At 44.9% G+C, this 17,363-nt stretch carries 24 protein-coding genes; 22 read left to right on the top strand and 2 right to left on the bottom strand.

Annotation, left to right across the window (positions count from 1 at the left end; all coding sequences use genetic code 11):
• Positions 1 to 291: 291 nt before the first annotated feature.
• Complete coding sequence (locus CBX98_RS20210; RefSeq protein ID WP_109170127.1) at positions 292 to 1,965, top strand: portal protein; 1,674 nt, start codon at positions 292 to 294, stop codon at positions 1,963 to 1,965.
• A gap of 13 nt (positions 1,966 to 1,978) precedes the next feature.
• A complete protein-coding gene (locus CBX98_RS20205) occupies positions 1,979 to 2,932 on the top strand; it encodes a head processing protein (protein WP_109170126.1) in 954 nt (317 codons plus the stop codon).
• A 91-nt stretch (positions 2,933 to 3,023) separates the two neighbouring features.
• On the opposite strand, the gene CBX98_RS20200 is transcribed toward CBX98_RS20205, so the two are convergent.
• Positions 3,024 to 3,377 carry a hypothetical protein gene (locus tag CBX98_RS20200; protein ID WP_109170125.1) on the bottom strand — a complete coding sequence of 118 codons (354 nt, stop codon included), beginning with the start codon at positions 3,375 to 3,377 and terminating at the stop codon, positions 3,024 to 3,026.
• 551 nt (positions 3,378 to 3,928) lie between these two features.
• Here CBX98_RS20200 and CBX98_RS20195 point away from each other — a divergent pair.
• Positions 3,929 to 4,849, top strand: a complete 921-nt coding sequence (locus tag CBX98_RS20195; RefSeq protein ID WP_109170124.1) for a hypothetical protein — start codon at positions 3,929 to 3,931, stop codon at positions 4,847 to 4,849.
• A gap of 89 nt (positions 4,850 to 4,938) precedes the next feature.
• On the top strand, positions 4,939 to 6,015 hold the full coding sequence (locus CBX98_RS20190) for a replication initiation protein (protein ID WP_109170123.1): 1,077 nt from the start codon (positions 4,939 to 4,941) through the stop codon (positions 6,013 to 6,015).
• 1,797 nt (positions 6,016 to 7,812) lie between these two features.
• Here CBX98_RS20190 and CBX98_RS20180 read toward each other — a convergent pair.
• A complete protein-coding gene (locus tag CBX98_RS20180) occupies positions 7,813 to 8,046 on the bottom strand; it encodes a hypothetical protein (protein ID WP_109170121.1) in 234 nt (77 codons plus the stop codon).
• Between the two features lie 139 nt (positions 8,047 to 8,185).
• Here CBX98_RS20180 and CBX98_RS20175 point away from each other — a divergent pair, with 139 nt between their 5' ends.
• The 18 genes from CBX98_RS20175 (at position 8,186) to CBX98_RS20095 (ending at position 17,309) form a co-directional block, all read left to right on the top strand.
• Positions 8,186 to 8,617 (top strand): hypothetical protein, encoded by a 432-nt coding sequence (locus CBX98_RS20175; RefSeq protein ID WP_109170120.1) that lies wholly within the window; start codon positions 8,186 to 8,188, stop codon positions 8,615 to 8,617.
• Positions 8,592 to 8,894, top strand: a complete 303-nt coding sequence (locus tag CBX98_RS20170) for a helix-turn-helix transcriptional regulator (RefSeq protein ID WP_017634072.1) — start codon at positions 8,592 to 8,594, stop codon at positions 8,892 to 8,894. The genes CBX98_RS20175 and CBX98_RS20170 overlap by 26 nt, the downstream gene beginning before the upstream one ends.
• Before the next feature lie 3 nt (positions 8,895 to 8,897).
• Positions 8,898 to 9,440 carry a single-stranded DNA-binding protein gene (locus CBX98_RS20165; RefSeq protein ID WP_109170119.1) on the top strand — a complete coding sequence of 181 codons (543 nt, stop codon included), beginning with the start codon at positions 8,898 to 8,900 and terminating at the stop codon, positions 9,438 to 9,440.
• Positions 9,441 to 9,444: 4 nt separating this feature from the next.
• The gene (locus CBX98_RS20160; RefSeq protein ID WP_024703810.1) at positions 9,445 to 9,744 is read left to right on the top strand and encodes a hypothetical protein; all 300 of its coding nucleotides are present in this window, start codon (positions 9,445 to 9,447) and stop codon (positions 9,742 to 9,744) included.
• A gap of 56 nt (positions 9,745 to 9,800) precedes the next feature.
• Positions 9,801 to 11,204: a hypothetical protein gene (locus CBX98_RS20155; protein ID WP_109170118.1), complete on the top strand. Its 1,404-nt coding sequence runs from the start codon at positions 9,801 to 9,803 to the stop codon at positions 11,202 to 11,204.
• Positions 11,201 to 11,398 carry a hypothetical protein gene (locus CBX98_RS26225; RefSeq protein ID WP_145535847.1) on the top strand — a complete coding sequence of 66 codons (198 nt, stop codon included), beginning with the start codon at positions 11,201 to 11,203 and terminating at the stop codon, positions 11,396 to 11,398. Before CBX98_RS20155 ends, CBX98_RS26225 begins: the two co-directional genes overlap by 4 nt.
• A gap of 87 nt (positions 11,399 to 11,485) precedes the next feature.
• Positions 11,486 to 12,067 carry a hypothetical protein gene (locus CBX98_RS20150; RefSeq protein WP_146192900.1) on the top strand — a complete coding sequence of 194 codons (582 nt, stop codon included), beginning with the start codon at positions 11,486 to 11,488 and terminating at the stop codon, positions 12,065 to 12,067.
• Positions 12,067 to 12,555, top strand: a complete 489-nt coding sequence (locus CBX98_RS20145) for a hypothetical protein (protein WP_109170116.1) — start codon at positions 12,067 to 12,069, stop codon at positions 12,553 to 12,555. The genes CBX98_RS20150 and CBX98_RS20145 overlap by 1 nt, the downstream gene beginning before the upstream one ends.
• Positions 12,548 to 13,048, top strand: coding sequence for a hypothetical protein (locus tag CBX98_RS20140; protein WP_109170115.1), 501 nt, complete (start codon positions 12,548 to 12,550; stop codon positions 13,046 to 13,048). Before CBX98_RS20145 ends, CBX98_RS20140 begins: the two co-directional genes overlap by 8 nt.
• 160 nt (positions 13,049 to 13,208) lie before the next feature.
• Positions 13,209 to 13,595 carry a hydroxyisourate hydrolase gene (gene uraH / locus CBX98_RS20135; protein ID WP_045625025.1) on the top strand — a complete coding sequence of 129 codons (387 nt, stop codon included), beginning with the start codon at positions 13,209 to 13,211 and terminating at the stop codon, positions 13,593 to 13,595.
• A gap of 147 nt (positions 13,596 to 13,742) precedes the next feature.
• On the top strand, positions 13,743 to 14,207 hold the full coding sequence (locus CBX98_RS20130; RefSeq protein ID WP_242446600.1) for a hypothetical protein: 465 nt from the start codon (positions 13,743 to 13,745) through the stop codon (positions 14,205 to 14,207).
• 2 nt (positions 14,208 to 14,209) lie between these two features.
• Positions 14,210 to 14,938 (top strand): VRR-NUC domain-containing protein, encoded by a 729-nt coding sequence (locus tag CBX98_RS20125; RefSeq protein WP_109170114.1) that lies wholly within the window; start codon positions 14,210 to 14,212, stop codon positions 14,936 to 14,938.
• 26 nt (positions 14,939 to 14,964) lie between these two features.
• On the top strand, positions 14,965 to 15,663 hold the full coding sequence (locus tag CBX98_RS20120; RefSeq protein ID WP_109170113.1) for a hypothetical protein: 699 nt from the start codon (positions 14,965 to 14,967) through the stop codon (positions 15,661 to 15,663).
• Between the two features lie 119 nt (positions 15,664 to 15,782).
• Positions 15,783 to 16,052: a hypothetical protein gene (locus tag CBX98_RS20115; RefSeq protein WP_109170112.1), complete on the top strand. Its 270-nt coding sequence runs from the start codon at positions 15,783 to 15,785 to the stop codon at positions 16,050 to 16,052.
• Positions 16,031 to 16,354, top strand: coding sequence for an HU family DNA-binding protein (locus tag CBX98_RS20110; protein ID WP_052484255.1), 324 nt, complete (start codon positions 16,031 to 16,033; stop codon positions 16,352 to 16,354). Before CBX98_RS20115 ends, CBX98_RS20110 begins: the two co-directional genes overlap by 22 nt.
• Positions 16,354 to 16,650, top strand: coding sequence for an HU family DNA-binding protein (locus tag CBX98_RS20105; protein ID WP_054866444.1), 297 nt, complete (start codon positions 16,354 to 16,356; stop codon positions 16,648 to 16,650). The genes CBX98_RS20110 and CBX98_RS20105 overlap by 1 nt, the downstream gene beginning before the upstream one ends.
• Positions 16,643 to 16,885: a hypothetical protein gene (locus tag CBX98_RS20100; RefSeq protein WP_109170111.1), complete on the top strand. Its 243-nt coding sequence runs from the start codon at positions 16,643 to 16,645 to the stop codon at positions 16,883 to 16,885. The genes CBX98_RS20105 and CBX98_RS20100 overlap by 8 nt, the downstream gene beginning before the upstream one ends.
• Positions 16,863 to 17,309 carry a hypothetical protein gene (locus CBX98_RS20095; RefSeq protein ID WP_109170110.1) on the top strand — a complete coding sequence of 149 codons (447 nt, stop codon included), beginning with the start codon at positions 16,863 to 16,865 and terminating at the stop codon, positions 17,307 to 17,309. The genes CBX98_RS20100 and CBX98_RS20095 overlap by 23 nt, the downstream gene beginning before the upstream one ends.
• Positions 17,310 to 17,363: the final 54 nt, after the last annotated feature.

The raw sequence follows: 17,363 nt of genomic DNA, 5'->3' as shown, positions 1-17,363 counted from the left end.
ACGCCACTATCAATATCAATTTAAGTTAATGAATAATCTAAAATATCTAAGGAAGTAGATTTTTAGGGACGGGAGAATTATTCCGAACACGGAGGTTATCATCAAGAATAAAAATTAGTGTTTTTGGTGAGTAACCAAGATTCAAAGGCAAGCAATTGAACTTTGACTAAAAAAATTTAATGCATATAAAATCAATCATTTATTAGCGTATTGGTCACATTGACGCGATGCGCTATCATCCAAAATCATCCCCATCCCTGTAGAAAGCGCCTCAACTAACCGAGGTCGCACATGTCGCAAAACAAGGCATCAATTGGGCTAGCGACAGCTTTAAAACAAGCGTTCCCTTTCTTTAACGAGAATGACGATAAAGAGAGCGGGATCAGTTTTGAATCTGGCGCTGGATACACGGGATCGCCATTCCACGCTCGCGAAAACCAATTAGATGAAAGCACCGGCGCTCTGACCAATGACGGTCGAAAAAGCTCAGACCGCTTTTTTCTGCACAAGCTGCCGAAAGATCGGTTCATGCTATATCCGATACTCAAGGAAATGGCCGAGGACAGCACGATTGATGCCGCGCTCAATCTGCACCTTGGTCACGCTCTTTCGGTATCAAACGACAATGGCATGGCTGTGTATCTTCATCCAACCGATGAGAAATACGCCGAGTACGTAGGCCGTCTTAACCGAGAGCTGCTAACTCCAATCAACGAAAACCTAATGAACTGGACGTATTCAACGCTGGTTTATGGGGTTAACTATGTTCGCCCATACACGAAAGAGGGAGTGGGTATTACTCACTTTGAGGCCAACTACTACACGTTGCCAAACCAAATTCGTGAGTACGAACGTTCGGGCGAGCTAGCTGGATTTACTGCGGAATATCTACAAACCAGAGCGAACGGCGAACAGGTACGCCTTGCCGAACCTTGGGCGCTTATCCCACTAAAGATGCCAATCTGGCGACCAGATATGGATATGCCGCCAGTTAACTACACTGGCCAGCGCTACTCACTTTATGACGATGCGTATTCACGCATGCCAATCGAGACGCAGAACTACGGCACGTCCATTCTGCTTACCTGTTTTGAGGCTTGGTCGATGCTTCGCCAGTCCATTGCAGCGCTAGGCGCAAGTCGTGTGAATGCTTCACTTATCGATCGCATGGTAGCGGTAAACACTGACGGCTTAGATGCTGCGGGAGCTGCGGAATACATCAACATGGTCGCTGACCAGATGAAGCAAGACCGTCAAGAGGTGGTAGACCGTTCCCGCAAGCTAGGTTTCATCCCAACCGTCATCAACACGCTATTGCCCTTTATGGGCGGCGCTAAAGGTGGCTTGCAGATCGATACCTTTACCACTGACCCAAATATCTCCCACATCGAAGACATTATGTTTCACCTTAAACGCTTAGCCGGAACGCTTGGCGTAGACCCATCCATGCTTGGGTTTGGTGATCTTCTTTCTGGTGGACTAGGCGAGGGCGGCTTCTTCCGCACTTCGATTCAATCTGCACTACGCGCCAACCAAATCCGCGCAGCCGTGGTGACGTTCGTTAAGCGCGCTATCGACATTCACACCATCTACCGAGACGGCAAGGTGTGGAATGACAACGATATGCCATTCGAGATCCGATTTAACTCTCTCAACACTGCTATCGAGCAAGAGAAGTCGGCAGCAATGGAGTCGCAAGCGAACTACGCAACCATGCTGACTACCGTGCTTGACCTTATCGAGCAATCCCCAATCAGCAAGTCTCCGAAACTCAAAAACCATCTTTACACGTCCGTTGTTGGCCTCGACTCCGAGCTGGCCAATGAAGTCATTTCCGAGCTCGCAGCTCAAGTGGCCAAGAACGACAAGATGATGGAATCCATTGGCATGACTGACCAAAGCGAAGCGGAACGATTCGTTAGAGACGTAGTTCTCGACCTACTAACCGAAATCCAAAGCCATTAATGGAGAAAAGAAAGTGACAGCAAAAGCACTTAAACAAGTATCCGACCGTTTCAGCCTATTCAATGACGGTCGAAAACTTAGCGCCAACAAGCGCAATTACATCATCAAAGCCGTGCAAGCGATGATCAACAGCCCACGAACTAAAGAGCTACTGCGACTAGGTGAGGCGTATGGTTACTATGGTCATCAATCCCGCCAACGCGCCAATAAGCTCTCAATCGGTGAAACTGAGGTGATCATGATTAATGGTCGTCCGGTTGTGGTAGAAAACGTGCCATCTAACCGCACAGTCTCTATCACCTGTTCAGATGACGGTATTGTTGAACACACTCAAGAGTTTTTAGATACCGACACAGGCCGTATTGCTTTAGGTTTGCACAATAGCCGTGCTGGTGGTTGGAGCTGGGCGACTGGTGGCCAAGATACACGCGAGGCATCGATCACGACTTCATATCACGGTATGGACTACGTATTGCAGCCGAACTATATCAGCCTAGACCATCCGGCCATGATGATGGAAAGTGCGAACAGCGAGCAAATGATCCTCGAATCGCTACAGGAACAAGGTTTTGATGAGGAATCCGCGCGTAATATCTACGCGAACATGACTCAACAGCCTAATGTTGAGCTTGTCGGTGATCTTACTAACCAGCTTATGTACCTAGAAAGCGTGAACGCAGAGTTGCGTGAAAAGGTAGAGCAAAACGCTAAGGCAACCTCGATGCTGCTTGATGTTGTGGACTCTTTACCTATCTATGTGACCGATGCGCAGCGCAAAGCGATCGCCAACATGGCCAGCAAGGAAGATCATCAAGTGGTGCGAGCTATGTTTGAGTCGCTAGGTTCCCGAAAAATGGCGACTTTACCGACAAATAGCTACGTTCCAGTAGAGCAAAAAGTGAGTGTTGCGCCTCAAATTAAACAGCAGTTCGTCAACTTCGGATCTTCGGCACGAAAATTCCAATAAGCTGATCAATCAAAAAGCGCCACCAGCGATTAGCAATAAAGTTCAAAAAACAGTCAATTCAACCGAAAATGCTGGTGGCCAATTCGGAATTTTATAAATCACTAGGAGCGACAGGACGCAAGTAGAGTTTATCTTTCTTAAAGTGCGTAGGTCGCCAGTCCCAACCAGCGATAGATACGCTATCTCGCGCGCCAGCAATATACGACACTGCGCGCAACACATTGATACCCTTATCAAAGTTAATCGCCTTGTCGGCCTTTAGAACGAGTCTACCGTCTTTTTGGCTATGCAAACCAAAGGTGCAACCTGAGATTGTTACTAACAAATCCAACGGTAGCACTGGTGCGTTCTTTTTCGGGAACTGTCGGCGCTTAAACTTTTGTTTTAATTGGTCAACTTGAGTTTCTAATTGCTGTTCAGCACTTGGTGGGGGAGTAAATTTCATCACAGAGTTATCCACAAAACTTAGCGTGTTCGGAATATTAACACGTCTAAAAGGAGTTTAAATAGATAAAATTTTTGGTAAACTCTAGCGCCAGATGGTAACACACCATGTTCGGAATTGATTTGATATGGAGACTTGTTTGATCAACCATTTAAGATCAATAATAGGGGAGTTTTTCTGTAATTAGATCATGGCGATGCCGTGATAGAGAGAAAGTGATTCGATTTCGGACAACAGAAAATAAAAAAGCCCGCTTTGGCGAGCGGGCTTTCTTACTGAAATCGAGCTTTAAGCGGCAAACTTAAAGCGTCACGACAAACGAACTTAAGGAAAGTCAGTATGCCGTAATAAATTAGACCGAAGCCTAATCAGGTGAGACATTTTAGTTTGGCGACTAATGTCTCAAATGGTTCGTAATTAATTTAACAACTTAGATTGTTTTGAGCACCAATCTTAGCGAGCGTTAAAATTACACAACACAAGACAGGTGTAATTATAACGTTCAAAGAGATCGGTGGCAAACTTTTGCGCTTTTTATTTGAGCAAATTTTATGCAAATTACACCACTTTTGCTGAATCCTCGGTACTGGAAGTCAGGATTCAGAACACAAGCTTCCAATATCAAAGCCAATAAACCATTGGCACAACGTAAGCTTGCTTGCCTACTAGAAACTATCTCAAGCTTTATCCTTAAGCATGGTCACACTTGCTTTGCTTCAAGCGATACCTTAATGCGTACCTACAATGAGAACTGTCACCGTTACGGTTGTAAGCCAATCATAAAGCGCACTATTGATAATTACATCAAAAGTGCAAAAGAACTTGGCCTGATCGCTTATGGACAGCCAAAGAGGAACGATCACACAGGTCAGAATCAACGTCACATCACTCTATGCGCTGATGGCATCCAAAACATGTTCACTGGTGCATACAAATACGCGCTACAAGCGGCAGAGAAGTTTTGTAATAGACAAAAATTGCATTTAGGGGGGGCTTCGGTGGAAAAACCTCTTGAGGCCAGTTCTGACAAGGTTTGGGAGCAATCAGACAAAAACAAAAATTGCAGCATAAATACAAAAGATCTCTCTACAGAGAGTAAAAATAAAATTAATAACGGTATCCCATCTGATTCTTGGTTTTTGAAAATCTTCAAACGTGACGCAGATGAAGTAAAACAACTTCAATTAGCTGCTAAGCAAGGCCGCCTATCAGCTAGTGGAGCTCGTCGTGTTATCAAGCTGTACAACAAGCACCAACAGCCTTTAGCGCCTAAGTTCGTGTCATACCTTAAGTTTGTGATTGCTAGCTGGCACAACAAGACTGCAAGCGCCGTGAAAGCTAGCGTGAACAAGGTTCGTGATACAGCTACCATACTAGCAGAGTACATGAACACCATTTCAGAGAAAGAGTCTCAAGGCTTGGTTGAATACTATCGTGACGCAGTAGGGCGAGTACAAATCAGGTATCTGTAATCACTGCTTGATGTGAGTATTTCTATACATGCGTGACCTAAAATGTGTCATAATTACCTAAATCTTGTTATTTATGGATGTGCATTTGCATGAGTGATGAAGAATATTTCTACCCTGCGGTAAGCGATAACCTCCCGAAACATATCAAAAAAGGCCATCAACTGGTCTTTAGTCGTCAAGATCTATCTGCTAGGGAAGCAGATATGTTTGCGTTGATGATTGCACATATGAAACCAAGTGATTGGGAGCAGAAAACACCACATTATGAATTTACTTCACATCAATTATCAGAGTGGTTAGGTGTTGAGTCTAAACATATCGGTAGCAACTTAAGTCCAGTAGCGAACCGCCTAGCTAGTCGAAAAATAGGGATAAAGGTGGAAACCCCGAAAGGTGATATTGAATTCGACTATAGACCTCTTTTCAAACATATCGCTTATAAACACGGCATACTTACGATGGTTCCTAACGATATGCTCAAACCTGAGTATATTGAATATAATCAAGGATTTGCCCTGATTAATACTCGCAATTTCTTTGAGGTAAAAAAGGAGTATTCTAAGCGCTTGTACGAACTGCTTAGTCGCTTCAAAGACAAGGGCTTTGAAATGCATGCGCAAAAGCTTAGTGAACTGAAAGGAATATTTGGGCTTTTGGACGAATCAGGGAAGCTGAAAAAAGATAAAAGTTCCTTCAAAAACAACAGCGTATTTATGAAACGTTGTATCAGGGAAAGTATTAAAGAACTTTCTGAACACCCTCAGATTAGCAAAGAGCTTCTATTTTTAGAAAGTAGCCAGGGTGATAAGGGGTTTGAGGTTGTAAAGAAAGGTAGAACCATTACAGGAATCAAGTTTCTCTTCCGGTGGGTTAAGCTAGGTTCAATTGATGAACTGAATCAACACGATGCTCTAAAGACAATTCGACAACTCGAATTGAAAAGGCTTCAAAACCAAGTCAGACTCACCGAGTCTGAACTAGAATCACTTGCCATCGCGTACCGCTATGTGGGTAAAGAAGACCACGCTCTTAAAGTTGAAGATAGCTTGTCAAAACGATACTCAGAAAAAGAGCAACAAAAACATGATGATGGAATACATGAACTAGAGTCGTTAATGGAAAAGATAGATACCCTTTCAGAACTAACCGATACTCACGATTACTGATAGCTAACAAGTTTTAGGTCATGCGCTCTATAGATGACATTTTTTAGGTTGAAATGAGCTATGTGACACATTTTAGGTATGTAAGCGAGAATCCGACGTGATCATTGACTCGAAAGTAAAAAAAACCGAACAAGACTTCGATATAACCATGTCACACACCTAAAATATGTCATTTAAGAACAGAAACACCTAAAATATGTTACCCAATCACCTGATATATGATCACTTTCACCTAAATTATGTTGCATTAAAGCCTGCAAGAAGATCACAAACACCTAATAAATGATCAATTAAACCTAGATCTTGTTACTCAAAGACCTAAAAAAAGATCTTTAAAAGAGTTAAAGCTCAGTAATATCAATAACTTACAACTCCTATAGATCTTATAGATCTATAGTTACCATAGATTGATATAGTTAAATATAGATCTTTATAGCGTATGTGGATAACTGGAAAATCAAAGATTTACACAGTTTCCCACATACACAACAAGTTTTTGTTGTTTGGATGAGTTAATGATCCTAGCTATAGACAATGGCATGCTACAACGAATAGCGACCGCATTTGTGTGAGTTCTTGACAAAAACACGAATTGACAGGAAATATTAATTATTGGATAGTTGTAAGTGTGCTCTAGAAGCAACAATGTACTTCTAGAGCAGCGTTGGTTAACCGAATAGTGCTTGCACTATAACGGCGACGAGATTGATTATCGCTATAATCAGTTCAATTAAATTTACCATTTGTTCCTCTGCTAAGGCTCATGGTGAAAAACAACGTAAGTGGTATTTGATGGTTGCCGCCATCGTTTACCCGCATACACGGAGTGAAGCTTTCTAGTTAGCTCCGAACTTGGTAGGTAATTACATAATTAGTTATCTCCTAGTTAACTAAAGGTTGGGTTCTTCGAATCCAGCCTTTTTTTATATTCTTCACACCAGCAATGGTTATGGGGGAACGTTTTGTTCCAATCCTTGCTGAACCTAGTATTTCAGACTCTTAGCATATTTTGCAAACGGCGAAATGGTATAAAACGTTCTTTGCCGCGAATGAATTCATTCTATTGCATCTCGTAAAAAATAGCCCTGATATTGCTTTTTGTTTGCTTGCTTTCTGTACACCATCGAGGTTAATCAACGTCTTTGTGTTTGTCTATAAAGATTCGACGTTGTGTATATAGCTCCGTCATACTCAAACTAGGCCGATTATATAACACCTTAAATTTAAACCGGAAATCCTCTCGTCCCATAAGAGGGAATTGGTCATTATCTATTCAATTACTTGATTTTGGTTCTCATCAAGTTATCCGTTAGCGGCATTAAACTCAACTATTTGACGTCGATAAGACACTAAACGATCCGGTATCACGTAAGGCGTTTGTTTTTCACTATACACTTGCCCAATTTGCACCCCAAGCGGATTGAAAGCCTAATAAAGAAAAACCAACATTAACTTAAATCTGCGATGTATAACATCCAGTTTGATCTTTGATCTGTATAAAGTCGCTATGTATTCAATATATAGATTATTTAGTTAATTTTAAGTGACTTACCTTCCACCGATATTCTGAGTGAATTAAATGCGACAGTCAGTATTTGTATTTGTGTTTTGTTGGCTGGTGATTTTGTTGCTGGTGGGTGTTCATTGAAATTCCGAATGGTAAGCGCTTTCTCGATGAATTGGGGCTTTTTTTGTGCCTTAAATCCTTGAGTGTTCGGATTAAGTATTGAAGCAAAAAAGCTTCGAGTTTCCCCGAAGCTTTCCATTACTCTTATCCCGATAGCTAAACGTATCCGTCTATGCGAGGTGGATTTTATCATCATCCACTTTGAAAAGAGAAGTGTTTAACTTGCTAAGTAGCTTATCTACAGGGATTTTCCACTTTTTACACAAGTCATATAGGTTGTTCTGACCGCTCTTAATTGCATTGGCCAAAGCGAAATCTAAGACGCTGTTCGAGGTGTTGGTCATGTACTCTTTAACGTCTGCTTGGATTTGGTCGTGAACTTTCTTGCTGTTGTTCTCTGACATTTGCTGATTCCTCATATGAGTCTGTTTGCCTGTTTGCTGAGACAAAAATACATCGTTTCGGTTTTTGTATCAATACTTTTTGCATTGCTTTTAAAGTGTGTTTATACTCCGCATAAAATTGATGTGTTCGGAATGAAAGGTGAGTAAGGAAATTTCTGAAATTAAGCGATCTCAACTGGAACAACGGCAAAGAGAGCGAGACAAAAGCTCACCATCAATCCTGGATACATTCGAGGGCATAGAGCTTACGGACGAACGCGAAGCTCTGGCGAACCGGTTACAAGATGCCGATGTGACATTGGACGACAAGCCGGATCGCTGCCCGACTTGCAATGGCACTGGTTACACCAAGTCGTTATTTAGCAAGTGGGAGTGCTGTAGCTGTTTTGGGACTGGTTACGACCTTTCCGATCCGGTTGCCGTTATCAAGTGGCAAAAGCTCTGCCTCGATTGGTCAAAGAATCGGTTACATGAATATCGCGTTGCATTGATTAAGGCGACTACAACCGAGGAAGAACGACTAGCAAGTGAAGTGGAGAGCTTCTATGAAAATGCGAGACGCAAAGACTAAACAGGCCGCTCGAATCCAATCGCTTGAATATCGACAGCAACGTGCAGCGCGAATCAAGCGAGCGAGACGGCATGCGGATTTAACCATACTCGAAATGAGCAGGTTAATTGGGTTATCACCAGACACTTATCGAAAAATCGAGAATGGCGAAGTGAACCCAAGGGTGCAAAACCTAGAACTGATAGCGGTCTACACAAGTACAGACGTGGGTTATTTGTTCTTTGGTGATGCGATTTCTAACAGAGACGAAGCGGTAAAGAGAGATACCGGAGAATAACGAATGGCTTCAAGAGGCATTAACAAGGTCATTCTGGTTGGTAACTTGGGGTCAGATCCCGAAATCCGATACCTACCAAATGGCGGTGCAGTAGCGAATATCACGGTCGCTACATCCGAAACTTGGCGCGATAAAGCGTCAGGCGAGAACCGAGAAAAAACCGAGTGGCATCGAGTGGTGTTGTTCGGCAAGTTGGCCGAAGTGGCGGGGGAGTTCCTACGCAAAGGGTCACAAGTTTACATCGAGGGTCAATTGCAGACTCGCAAATGGAAAGACCAGCAAGGCCAAGACCGTTACAGCACTGAGGTAGTGGTTCAAGGCTTCAATGGTGTGATGCAAATGCTAGGCGGCAGTAACCGTGCTGGTGGCCAACAGCAGCAAGGCGGTTGGGGTCAACCACAGCAACCACAACAGCCACAGCAACAGCAGGGCGGTTGGGGACAGCCTCAACAGCAGTATAACGAGCCACCAATGGACTTTGACGATGACATACCGTTCCAAAACGAGTTTCGTCATTACAAGGTGTTGAGTTACGTGGCGGCTTAAGACGATGAGCAAACAAAACGTAGCGTTAGCAAACCAAGACGACTTACTGATTGTACTGCGTCGAATGACCACTAAAGCGCTTATGGAAATGCGCGAAGCGACAGGCGAAACGGACTTTACTGACACACCGAATGCTTTCTATTTCAGTAACCGCGCAATAGCGGCAGAGGTAAACGGGTGTTCGCGTGAAGTGGCCAATCTAATCCAAGACAGCGATCTCGACTACGTTCACAGAGGTAGCGAAATACTGGTTTGGTTGGATGACTTAGAAGAACGCCTAGAGCGCTTTGCTAACCAAGAATAAGAAAACTTTAACCCTATTCCCTTATCCCAATTTTTGAGTAGTAGAGAATTTTTCCTATGAGCGATGTTTTTACTGTAGAGCTTCCGTGGGGACTTCCTGAAAATTCGCCAATTGAAATCAAAGAATTTGAGATCCCGCTTGTTGGTTTGATGCAACACATCATTGATGACTTGCAATTCAAGCTATCCCAACGCACGGCCAAGGCCGACGAGGCGCTAAAGCAAAAATATCAGGCAATGCTTGATGAACGTACCGAAATCCTTGCAGCGCGTGACCGCGCAATGGCTGGTACTGAGGTGATGCGTAAAAAGCGTAACGAGGCCGAGCAGATTGCAACCGAGCTACGCAAAGAAAACGAGCGTCTAGGTAAGGACAACCAACGCCTAGAAGCAGAGATCAAACGCCTTACCACTGAGTTGCGTCACGCTCAACAAGAACTGGATGGCATTCCTAAGCTGGTGGAGAACAAGGTCGCCGCTGCATTGGCTAACCAAGTGGCATCATCTGGCGAACTGGAATCGCTTAATCAGCAACTTGAGATTGTTCAAGAGCAACTACGCATTGCCGAGGACAAACGCAAAGCAACCGCCGCTAAGAACGCGACACTGGATGAGGCATACAAGGCCACTGAATCAGAGCTCACCAAGAGCAAAGAACACATCGAAATGCTAAGTGAGCTGGTGGCGACTCAAACCGAGCAAATCAACAGCATGAGCGAGGGATTGAAGAACGCTGACGAGAACTATCACTACGTGATGCACAACATTGATGAGGTGTTGGCCTACGCAGCGATCATTGCTCACGAAAACGAAGAACTGCGCAACGACAACCTATATCTAGGTGAAGCGGTTCAATACCACGATCTTAAATCCGTTTGGAAAGGCGGTAATTGGCAAGCCTACATGCTTTGCAAGGCGACAGCGATTCAGCCTCAAGAGGGTCTAGGTAAACCCGATCAGCGTTTTGGTCTGATTTACCTAATGAACACGCATACCGGAGCTGGCCACACGGCTTACATTGGTGAAGATGGCTCCCTATGTATGTCTAAGCTGCTACACGAATCGTGCCTACTTCCACAAGAGTATTGGGAAGAATTTACCGAGGCTGCTAAGCAAGTACCAGTAGATCAAATTGAGCGAGCTTTAGATCGTGCGGTTAAGCGCACAAAGAAAGTCGTGAGTGTGGCCAAAGTCCTCGATTTGGATTGGTGTACTCAAGTGAACTTAGTAGAGATTGCGCAGCGCTTAAGTGACTACGTACCTCAACATGAGCTAAACCGAGCGCTAACACACATTGAACGTGCGAAAGAGCTCGCGCCACGCAGCGTAAGCCTAATTAAGCGCATCAACAAACGATTCAACACAGAGTACGCGCTGCATTCCGCTGGTGGCCGTATTCCAGATACACTAAAGAAGCCAAGCAAGCCTAAACGTAACCATAAACGAGGTAAGCGTAAGTGAGCGAAACATACAAGCCATTTTCAGCTGTGCTAGTGACGTACCAATGCGATGACGAGCAGTGTAAAGGCAATGTCGTTCGACTAGGCAAGGTGCGCGTCGGTAATGAGTTTGCGCATCGATGCGAGAAATGCAGCAAAGGGTACATGCTGGAAAAGGAATACCCACACTTGGCACACCAAAGCCACAAATACTGAGAAGAATTTAAACCCGCAAGGGATACGCTCCCTTGCTTTTCCTACCCCTAATAAATTTGTTTAAGCCAGAAACCGAGAGGCATGGGCATGAATACTCCAAACAGAATTGAAACCGAATGCAAGCTGAACAACATGATGGTTGGTTTTAATCCAGAAACGGGCGGCGTTATCTTGATGGCTCCGTACTACTTCGACCATTACCGCGCTGTTCGTGACACGGTTCTTCAAGCTATACCAATGCACGTTGATAAATCCTACGAGTACGACGAGAACGACGAAGATGCAGTACCGCCTCAAGTGGTTATTGGAGTCGCTACCAAGATTGCTGAAACTCTACTGATGGATGACAAGCTGTTTCACATGTCTATGGGAGCAGCTGACAATCTGGAATATATCTACGAGGGTGAGGATGATTTCACGCCGGAAAAACACTTGCCATTAGCATTAGCCAGCCTTTCTCAACAGGCTTGTGACTTCCTAGTTGAGAACCTTAAAAACAGTGTCAGCGCTGTAGATGAGCGCCTTGGTGGTACGTCAGAAAATACTAAGCAGCTTATTGAAATTGTGATGGACGTGCTAACCGCACTGAGAGTTGAAACCAATGCAGATGAATCATTTGAGGTAGCGAACGTTAAGCGAGTTGAAATTAATGGGGAGACAATTCACTAATGCTTAAGAAAGTCACATTAGCGGCGGCCTTGCTGGCCGCTTTTCAAGCGCATTCAGCGCCAGTAGTAACTCCTGTTCGAGTTGCCCCTATGCCAGTTCGTGTCGCTCCTACGCCCGTTCGTCCGGTAACACCAGTTCGCAGCGCTACGCCAACTAAAACATCCACCAGCACCACAAGCACGGCGGCGAACGCTGCTTTAATGATGACCGTGCCAATGATTGTTGCTAACAGTTCTGCGGCACAAACCGATTCTAGCGGCTCGCTGGTGGTCAATCCGATGTTCTTCACGGCTTGCTCAACAGAGCAGTATGAGAACGCCCTAGTGTTCCAAGAAGTATGCAAGATAACGAGCGGTATCAATTCGACGTACTGTCCAATCTTGTCGTTCTTCCGAGAGTGCGATCGAGTGGAGTCTGTAGAGGGCTTACAACCAATCAAACCAGAGTACAAACACGTATTTTTCAAGAGCGAGCAGAAAGATGGCTGAATTTCATTGTGGAACCCGATTCGTGAAAGGATTGGCATTTACATTCGATAGCGCAAACCAACGAGTTTGTTTGGGTCAGAGCTTTTACTACGACCATTTCCGAGGTGTACGCGAAGCGGTTCGAACTACGCTTAGCGAGAAGTTGAAAGACCGTGGCAGTGAGATCTTATCTGGATTCGAACGCATTCTGGATTTGGTGTTGTCGGACGTGCGCCTACTGACATTTTCCAATGAATGCTCAAAAGCACTATGGAGATCGTGTGAGAGCCGAGAGGAAGCGCATAACCGCATGATGTACATCGCTAGCACCTTGGCAACGCTGGCCAATAAGAAACTGGCCAAAGTGCTGAAAGAGGAAAGTGCTGTGATTCGAGCTAACCATCCAGAAGTAGGCAATACGCCGTCACCGATGGAGTTGATAGCGATAATCCTCGACTCGATGAGCTCACAAGCGCGTAAAGCCGATGAGCCTATAGTTTCTCCAATACATTAATCGAAAGATCATGACGTTAGGCCGCCTCTCATTGGGCGGCTTTTTGGTGATATTGCTCCAAAAAATTACTGGTTATTCAAAACTCTGCGAAAGAAGTTCTAAAGGAGTGCGGTCATGTGCGGCGAACCCTTAAATTCACAATTGGAAAAGGAATGTACTAATGAAAAAACTTAAAGTATCGCTACTTGCATTGTGCTCTGCTTTAGCCGCTCCGGCATTTGCTGATGTGAGTGTTCATGTTCTAGATACCAATAAGGGATTGCCGGGCACAAACATTGAGGTTCAGTTGTTTGAGAAAGTTGGTGAACAGTGGAAGCTTCTAGCAACGAAAACGACAGATGAGAATGGCCGAATTAAACACTTTGATATTGGTGATGGCACAATGTACCGAGCTGTATTCAACGTAGAACCGTTCTTTAAGGAGCAAAAGGCTGATACGTTCTATAGCAGTATTCCGGTCGATTTTAAGGTAGAGAACAAGGATGCACACTACCATATCCCATTGTTACTCAGTCCTTATGCTTACTCAACGTACCGTGGGAACTAGGTTCGTTCTAAGATAAACAGATATAAGCAAGCCTCGCTCTTTGAGCGGGGCTTTTTTGTTATTGGGTTAAAGTTTGTTTGGTTCTTTGAGTGTGTTTATTATTGCCTTAATAATTATATGTTCGGAATAAAATTTATTGAGGTGTTTGTGGCTAACGTTAACGACTCCAATATCATTTCCCGCCTGTTATCTATTCCTGAGTGTTATCAGCTCGATTTCTTTGTTCGCAGTGCGCCAGCTATCCAAGACGACTCAACCTATTGGGACACGCTAGGAACGCTATGGAAAGCGCAAGGCTCGCACCAACATCAATGTGTGTGGTCGTCCCTGTTTACGTGCCCGAGACGCAACAAGCACAAGGTGATGAAATCGTCAGAGCGCAAGGCGTTCGCCAAGCTACCCAAGGTGGTCACGGCCTACCGCGCTATCAATGACGAATCCGAAATCGAAACCGCACTTTGTTGGACGCTATCTGAGGACATTGCTAAGCGTATTTTCTCGGAAGGTGGCCGCCGCAAAGTGGTAGCTAAGCAATTCACCAAGGACGAGGTATTTGCCTACTTTAACCGCCGTAAGGAGCAAGAGATTTTAGTAACGCAAGGGCTTATCTAGTTATGGCCAAGGCACCACGATTCGATCACTCTTTCCTCGCAAACCAAGTCGCCAAGCGCAAGAAGTGGAAAAGCAAAGGCGTGAAAGCTGGCCACGGCGGCGACTTCAATATCGATGCAGCACTTAACGAGATTAACCGTTCTGTTAATCACATCATCAATCCGGTATCGATAAACGTCCCTAATACCGCGCTGGTGGATAAGTCGGAACTGCCATCTTGGCTCATTCGTATTCTTGAGAAAGACAATGACGTTGCGCGCGCTGCGACACAGAAGAAAGTGGAACTGGATTCACCACACAAAACGCGCCTTGCACAAGGGATTAAGCGCCCGAAAGAGTTTAACGACACGAAGCTGGCCGAACACTGGTTACAGGTGCGCTTGTTCTACACGTTAGAGACGCAGTACAAGGAAATTTACCCGCTGGTTTTCTCAATCCCGAACGGCGGCTACCGAACACCTAAAGCGGCCTCGATGATGAGCTATGAGGGACAAAAGAAAGGTGTACCGGACATATTCTTTCCTATCCCGAGAGGGGTATATCACGGCTTCTTTTTGGAGGTAAAAACGGAAAAAGGCCGTCCAAGCAAGGAGCAACAGGAAAAGATAAAAATGTTCCAAGATTTAGGATATTACGTGGTTGTGGCCAAGGGGTTTGATGAATGCATTTGTCAAATTAATAGCTATCTCCAATTGCCAACATTTGATAACAAAACTAGACTAGCCGCATAAGTATATAAAAAGGGCTTAGTTATCTCATGTTAGCGAGTGAATATCACAGCATTGGCCAAAAGCCAGTTGATTTGGACGTGTTAGAAGCAACAAAGGTAGTCCGTAACTTCCTATGTGATTACCTTTACTATGACAAGCTGTTGCTAAGCTATGCTCCCGCAGGGGAATTTGGTAGCGCTCAAGCGTATCGTTGGCTTACTGGTGGTCACATTTGTGATTACGATGGTACTGGCGACACGATTGCACCGAGAGAGAAGATCAACTATCGAGTCATTAGAATGCTGTTCGATGCTGGTCTAATCAAAGTGAAAACCAATATCCGAACACCACATACTCGCTGCGTTATCTTTGAATGGATTCGAGACATTAAGAAATATCGTCGTGAAATCCTCCGTACTAAAATCTTTGGCGAGAATGTTTATCTCACTAGCGCAATGATTGATGCTACAGCGGCGCAATATGGCCTGACCGTGGCGTTTGTTGGTGCGCGAGGTGTCTTTGAGATATTGGATGGTAATGGCAGCTCAATCCCGAATGGCAAAGCCAAGAACACCTACATATTCATGAATAGTGTTGGTGAGCCAGTAGGCCGATTACGTGATATGTCCTATTGGGAATGGGAACAATACTTATACGACACAGCAACACGCGCCAAACTGCGCAAAACCCCTCTCAAAGTTCGTGATGGCATGCGCAGCCACTTTTCGGAGTTCAAACGGGCTTAATCAAATCCTTGATCATCTTTCCAAAAATGCCGCCTATCTAGGCGGTATTTTTTTTGTATTAAAAACAGAAATCGTGTTCGGAATGTTTACGGCGTGTTCGGAATGGTTATAATCGTCGCATGGCAGGACGTAAACCCAAGAAAAACGCCTTAACCCCTCAACAGCGCTGGAATTGGTATCTAGCCAAGATGGATAAGTTTGACATTAAACGTCAATACTACCGCGCCAGCGCGACACAACGAGAGCAAATTAGGCGACTGCAAATAGAACTTGGCTGTAGCAGTCGAGAAGAACTGGTTCTCTACGCCATCAATCTTCTAGGCCAACAGCACGGAATTTATCTGAAAGATATTCAAGAGGACTTAGCGTGTCTAAACAAAAAGCCGTAGGAAAGCACGAACTGATCTCAGCAATGAAGAAAGAAACGGGCGCATTACGTGAAGAATGCGAGCTGGTTTTTGATGCCTTTATCGAAGAAATCTCAACTCAAACCATGATTGAGGGCAATGCTGTATTGCTTAGTGGCTTCGGTACGTTCGCACCTCGCCTTAAGAAAGCGCGAGCTGGCCGTAATCCAAAAACGGGAGCACCAGCGATTGTAGCTGCGCGAGACAAGCTGACTTTTAGTGCGTCGGATGTATTCCGCGATGAGCTGGCAAACAAGGTAAACGAGATCAAGGGGGCACATTAATGAGCACACGCTTAAACCGAACTGACATTGAAAGAAACATTTCTAAACGCCTTGGCCTAAAGCTTACTGGTGATGATGCAGAGCTGGTGGGCGATTGTTTGGACGCAATGATCAATCACATTCAGGTTGAGATAGCGAAAGGCCGTGAGGTGCAAATTCGAGGCTTTGGCCGTTTCCGTCACATAGAGCGTGAACGCACAACCATTAATCCGGCGACGAAAGAGCGTTTAGGTGTCAAAACCGAGCACAGCGTTTTGTTCTCTGCTTACAAGGACATGGTAAGAATCCATGAATGATAGCAAGGCAATTGGGCTACGTGTCTTTATCGGCTCCGTTCGGCTACTGGCCATAACCATTGTGTTAGCGCTGGTGGCTTTAATTGGTATTGGCACATACAGCTTTTATGGGTTGGTGGTCTATCCAAAGATAGAGCGAGTGAATATTGATTTGGACGCAGAGCGCATCAAGCGCATTACTGTAGCGGCCAAGAGTGGGGAGAAGTTAGAGAATGGCGCACCTAGTCAAAAGTAAGACCGTCGAGGGCGCAAAGAATAAATGGGCGACTCGTTGGGACTGCTTCTTTGATGCTCAATTCCTCTTTCGACGTGATACCGGAAAAGAGTTTGTTTTAGACGTGGCCGCCGAGCCACAAACCGCCAAGGTGAACCGCTTCTATGTGGCTCCTGACTGGATTAACGAACAGCCGAGCGGATTCCCAAGCCTTAAGCCAAAACACAAGGCCGCTCAGCTCCTAAACCCTGTTTGTGTTGGGTTCGATGGCCTACAAGGCGAATGGGAAGATGGCTGGTGGTGCAATCCCCCGTTTGACCTTAAGTTTGAGTTTCTAGAAAAGGCGCTAGAACAAGCCAGGGAAGGCCGTGACGGCATGATGCTGTTACCACATGAAGAAATACAACGTGGTGGCTGGACTTGGTTGAGGGCTACGCCACGATGATTTACAAGCCGGATGGCCGTTATCCGTTCTATGAGCGAAGGTCTGACGTAATCT

The sequence above is a fragment of the Vibrio sp. T9 genome (assembly GCF_003123985.1).
Lineage (GTDB): Bacteria > Pseudomonadota > Gammaproteobacteria > Enterobacterales > Vibrionaceae > Vibrio > Vibrio diabolicus.
Note: the sequence above shows the minus strand (reverse complement) of the source record. Positions and strands in the feature narration are given on the sequence as shown.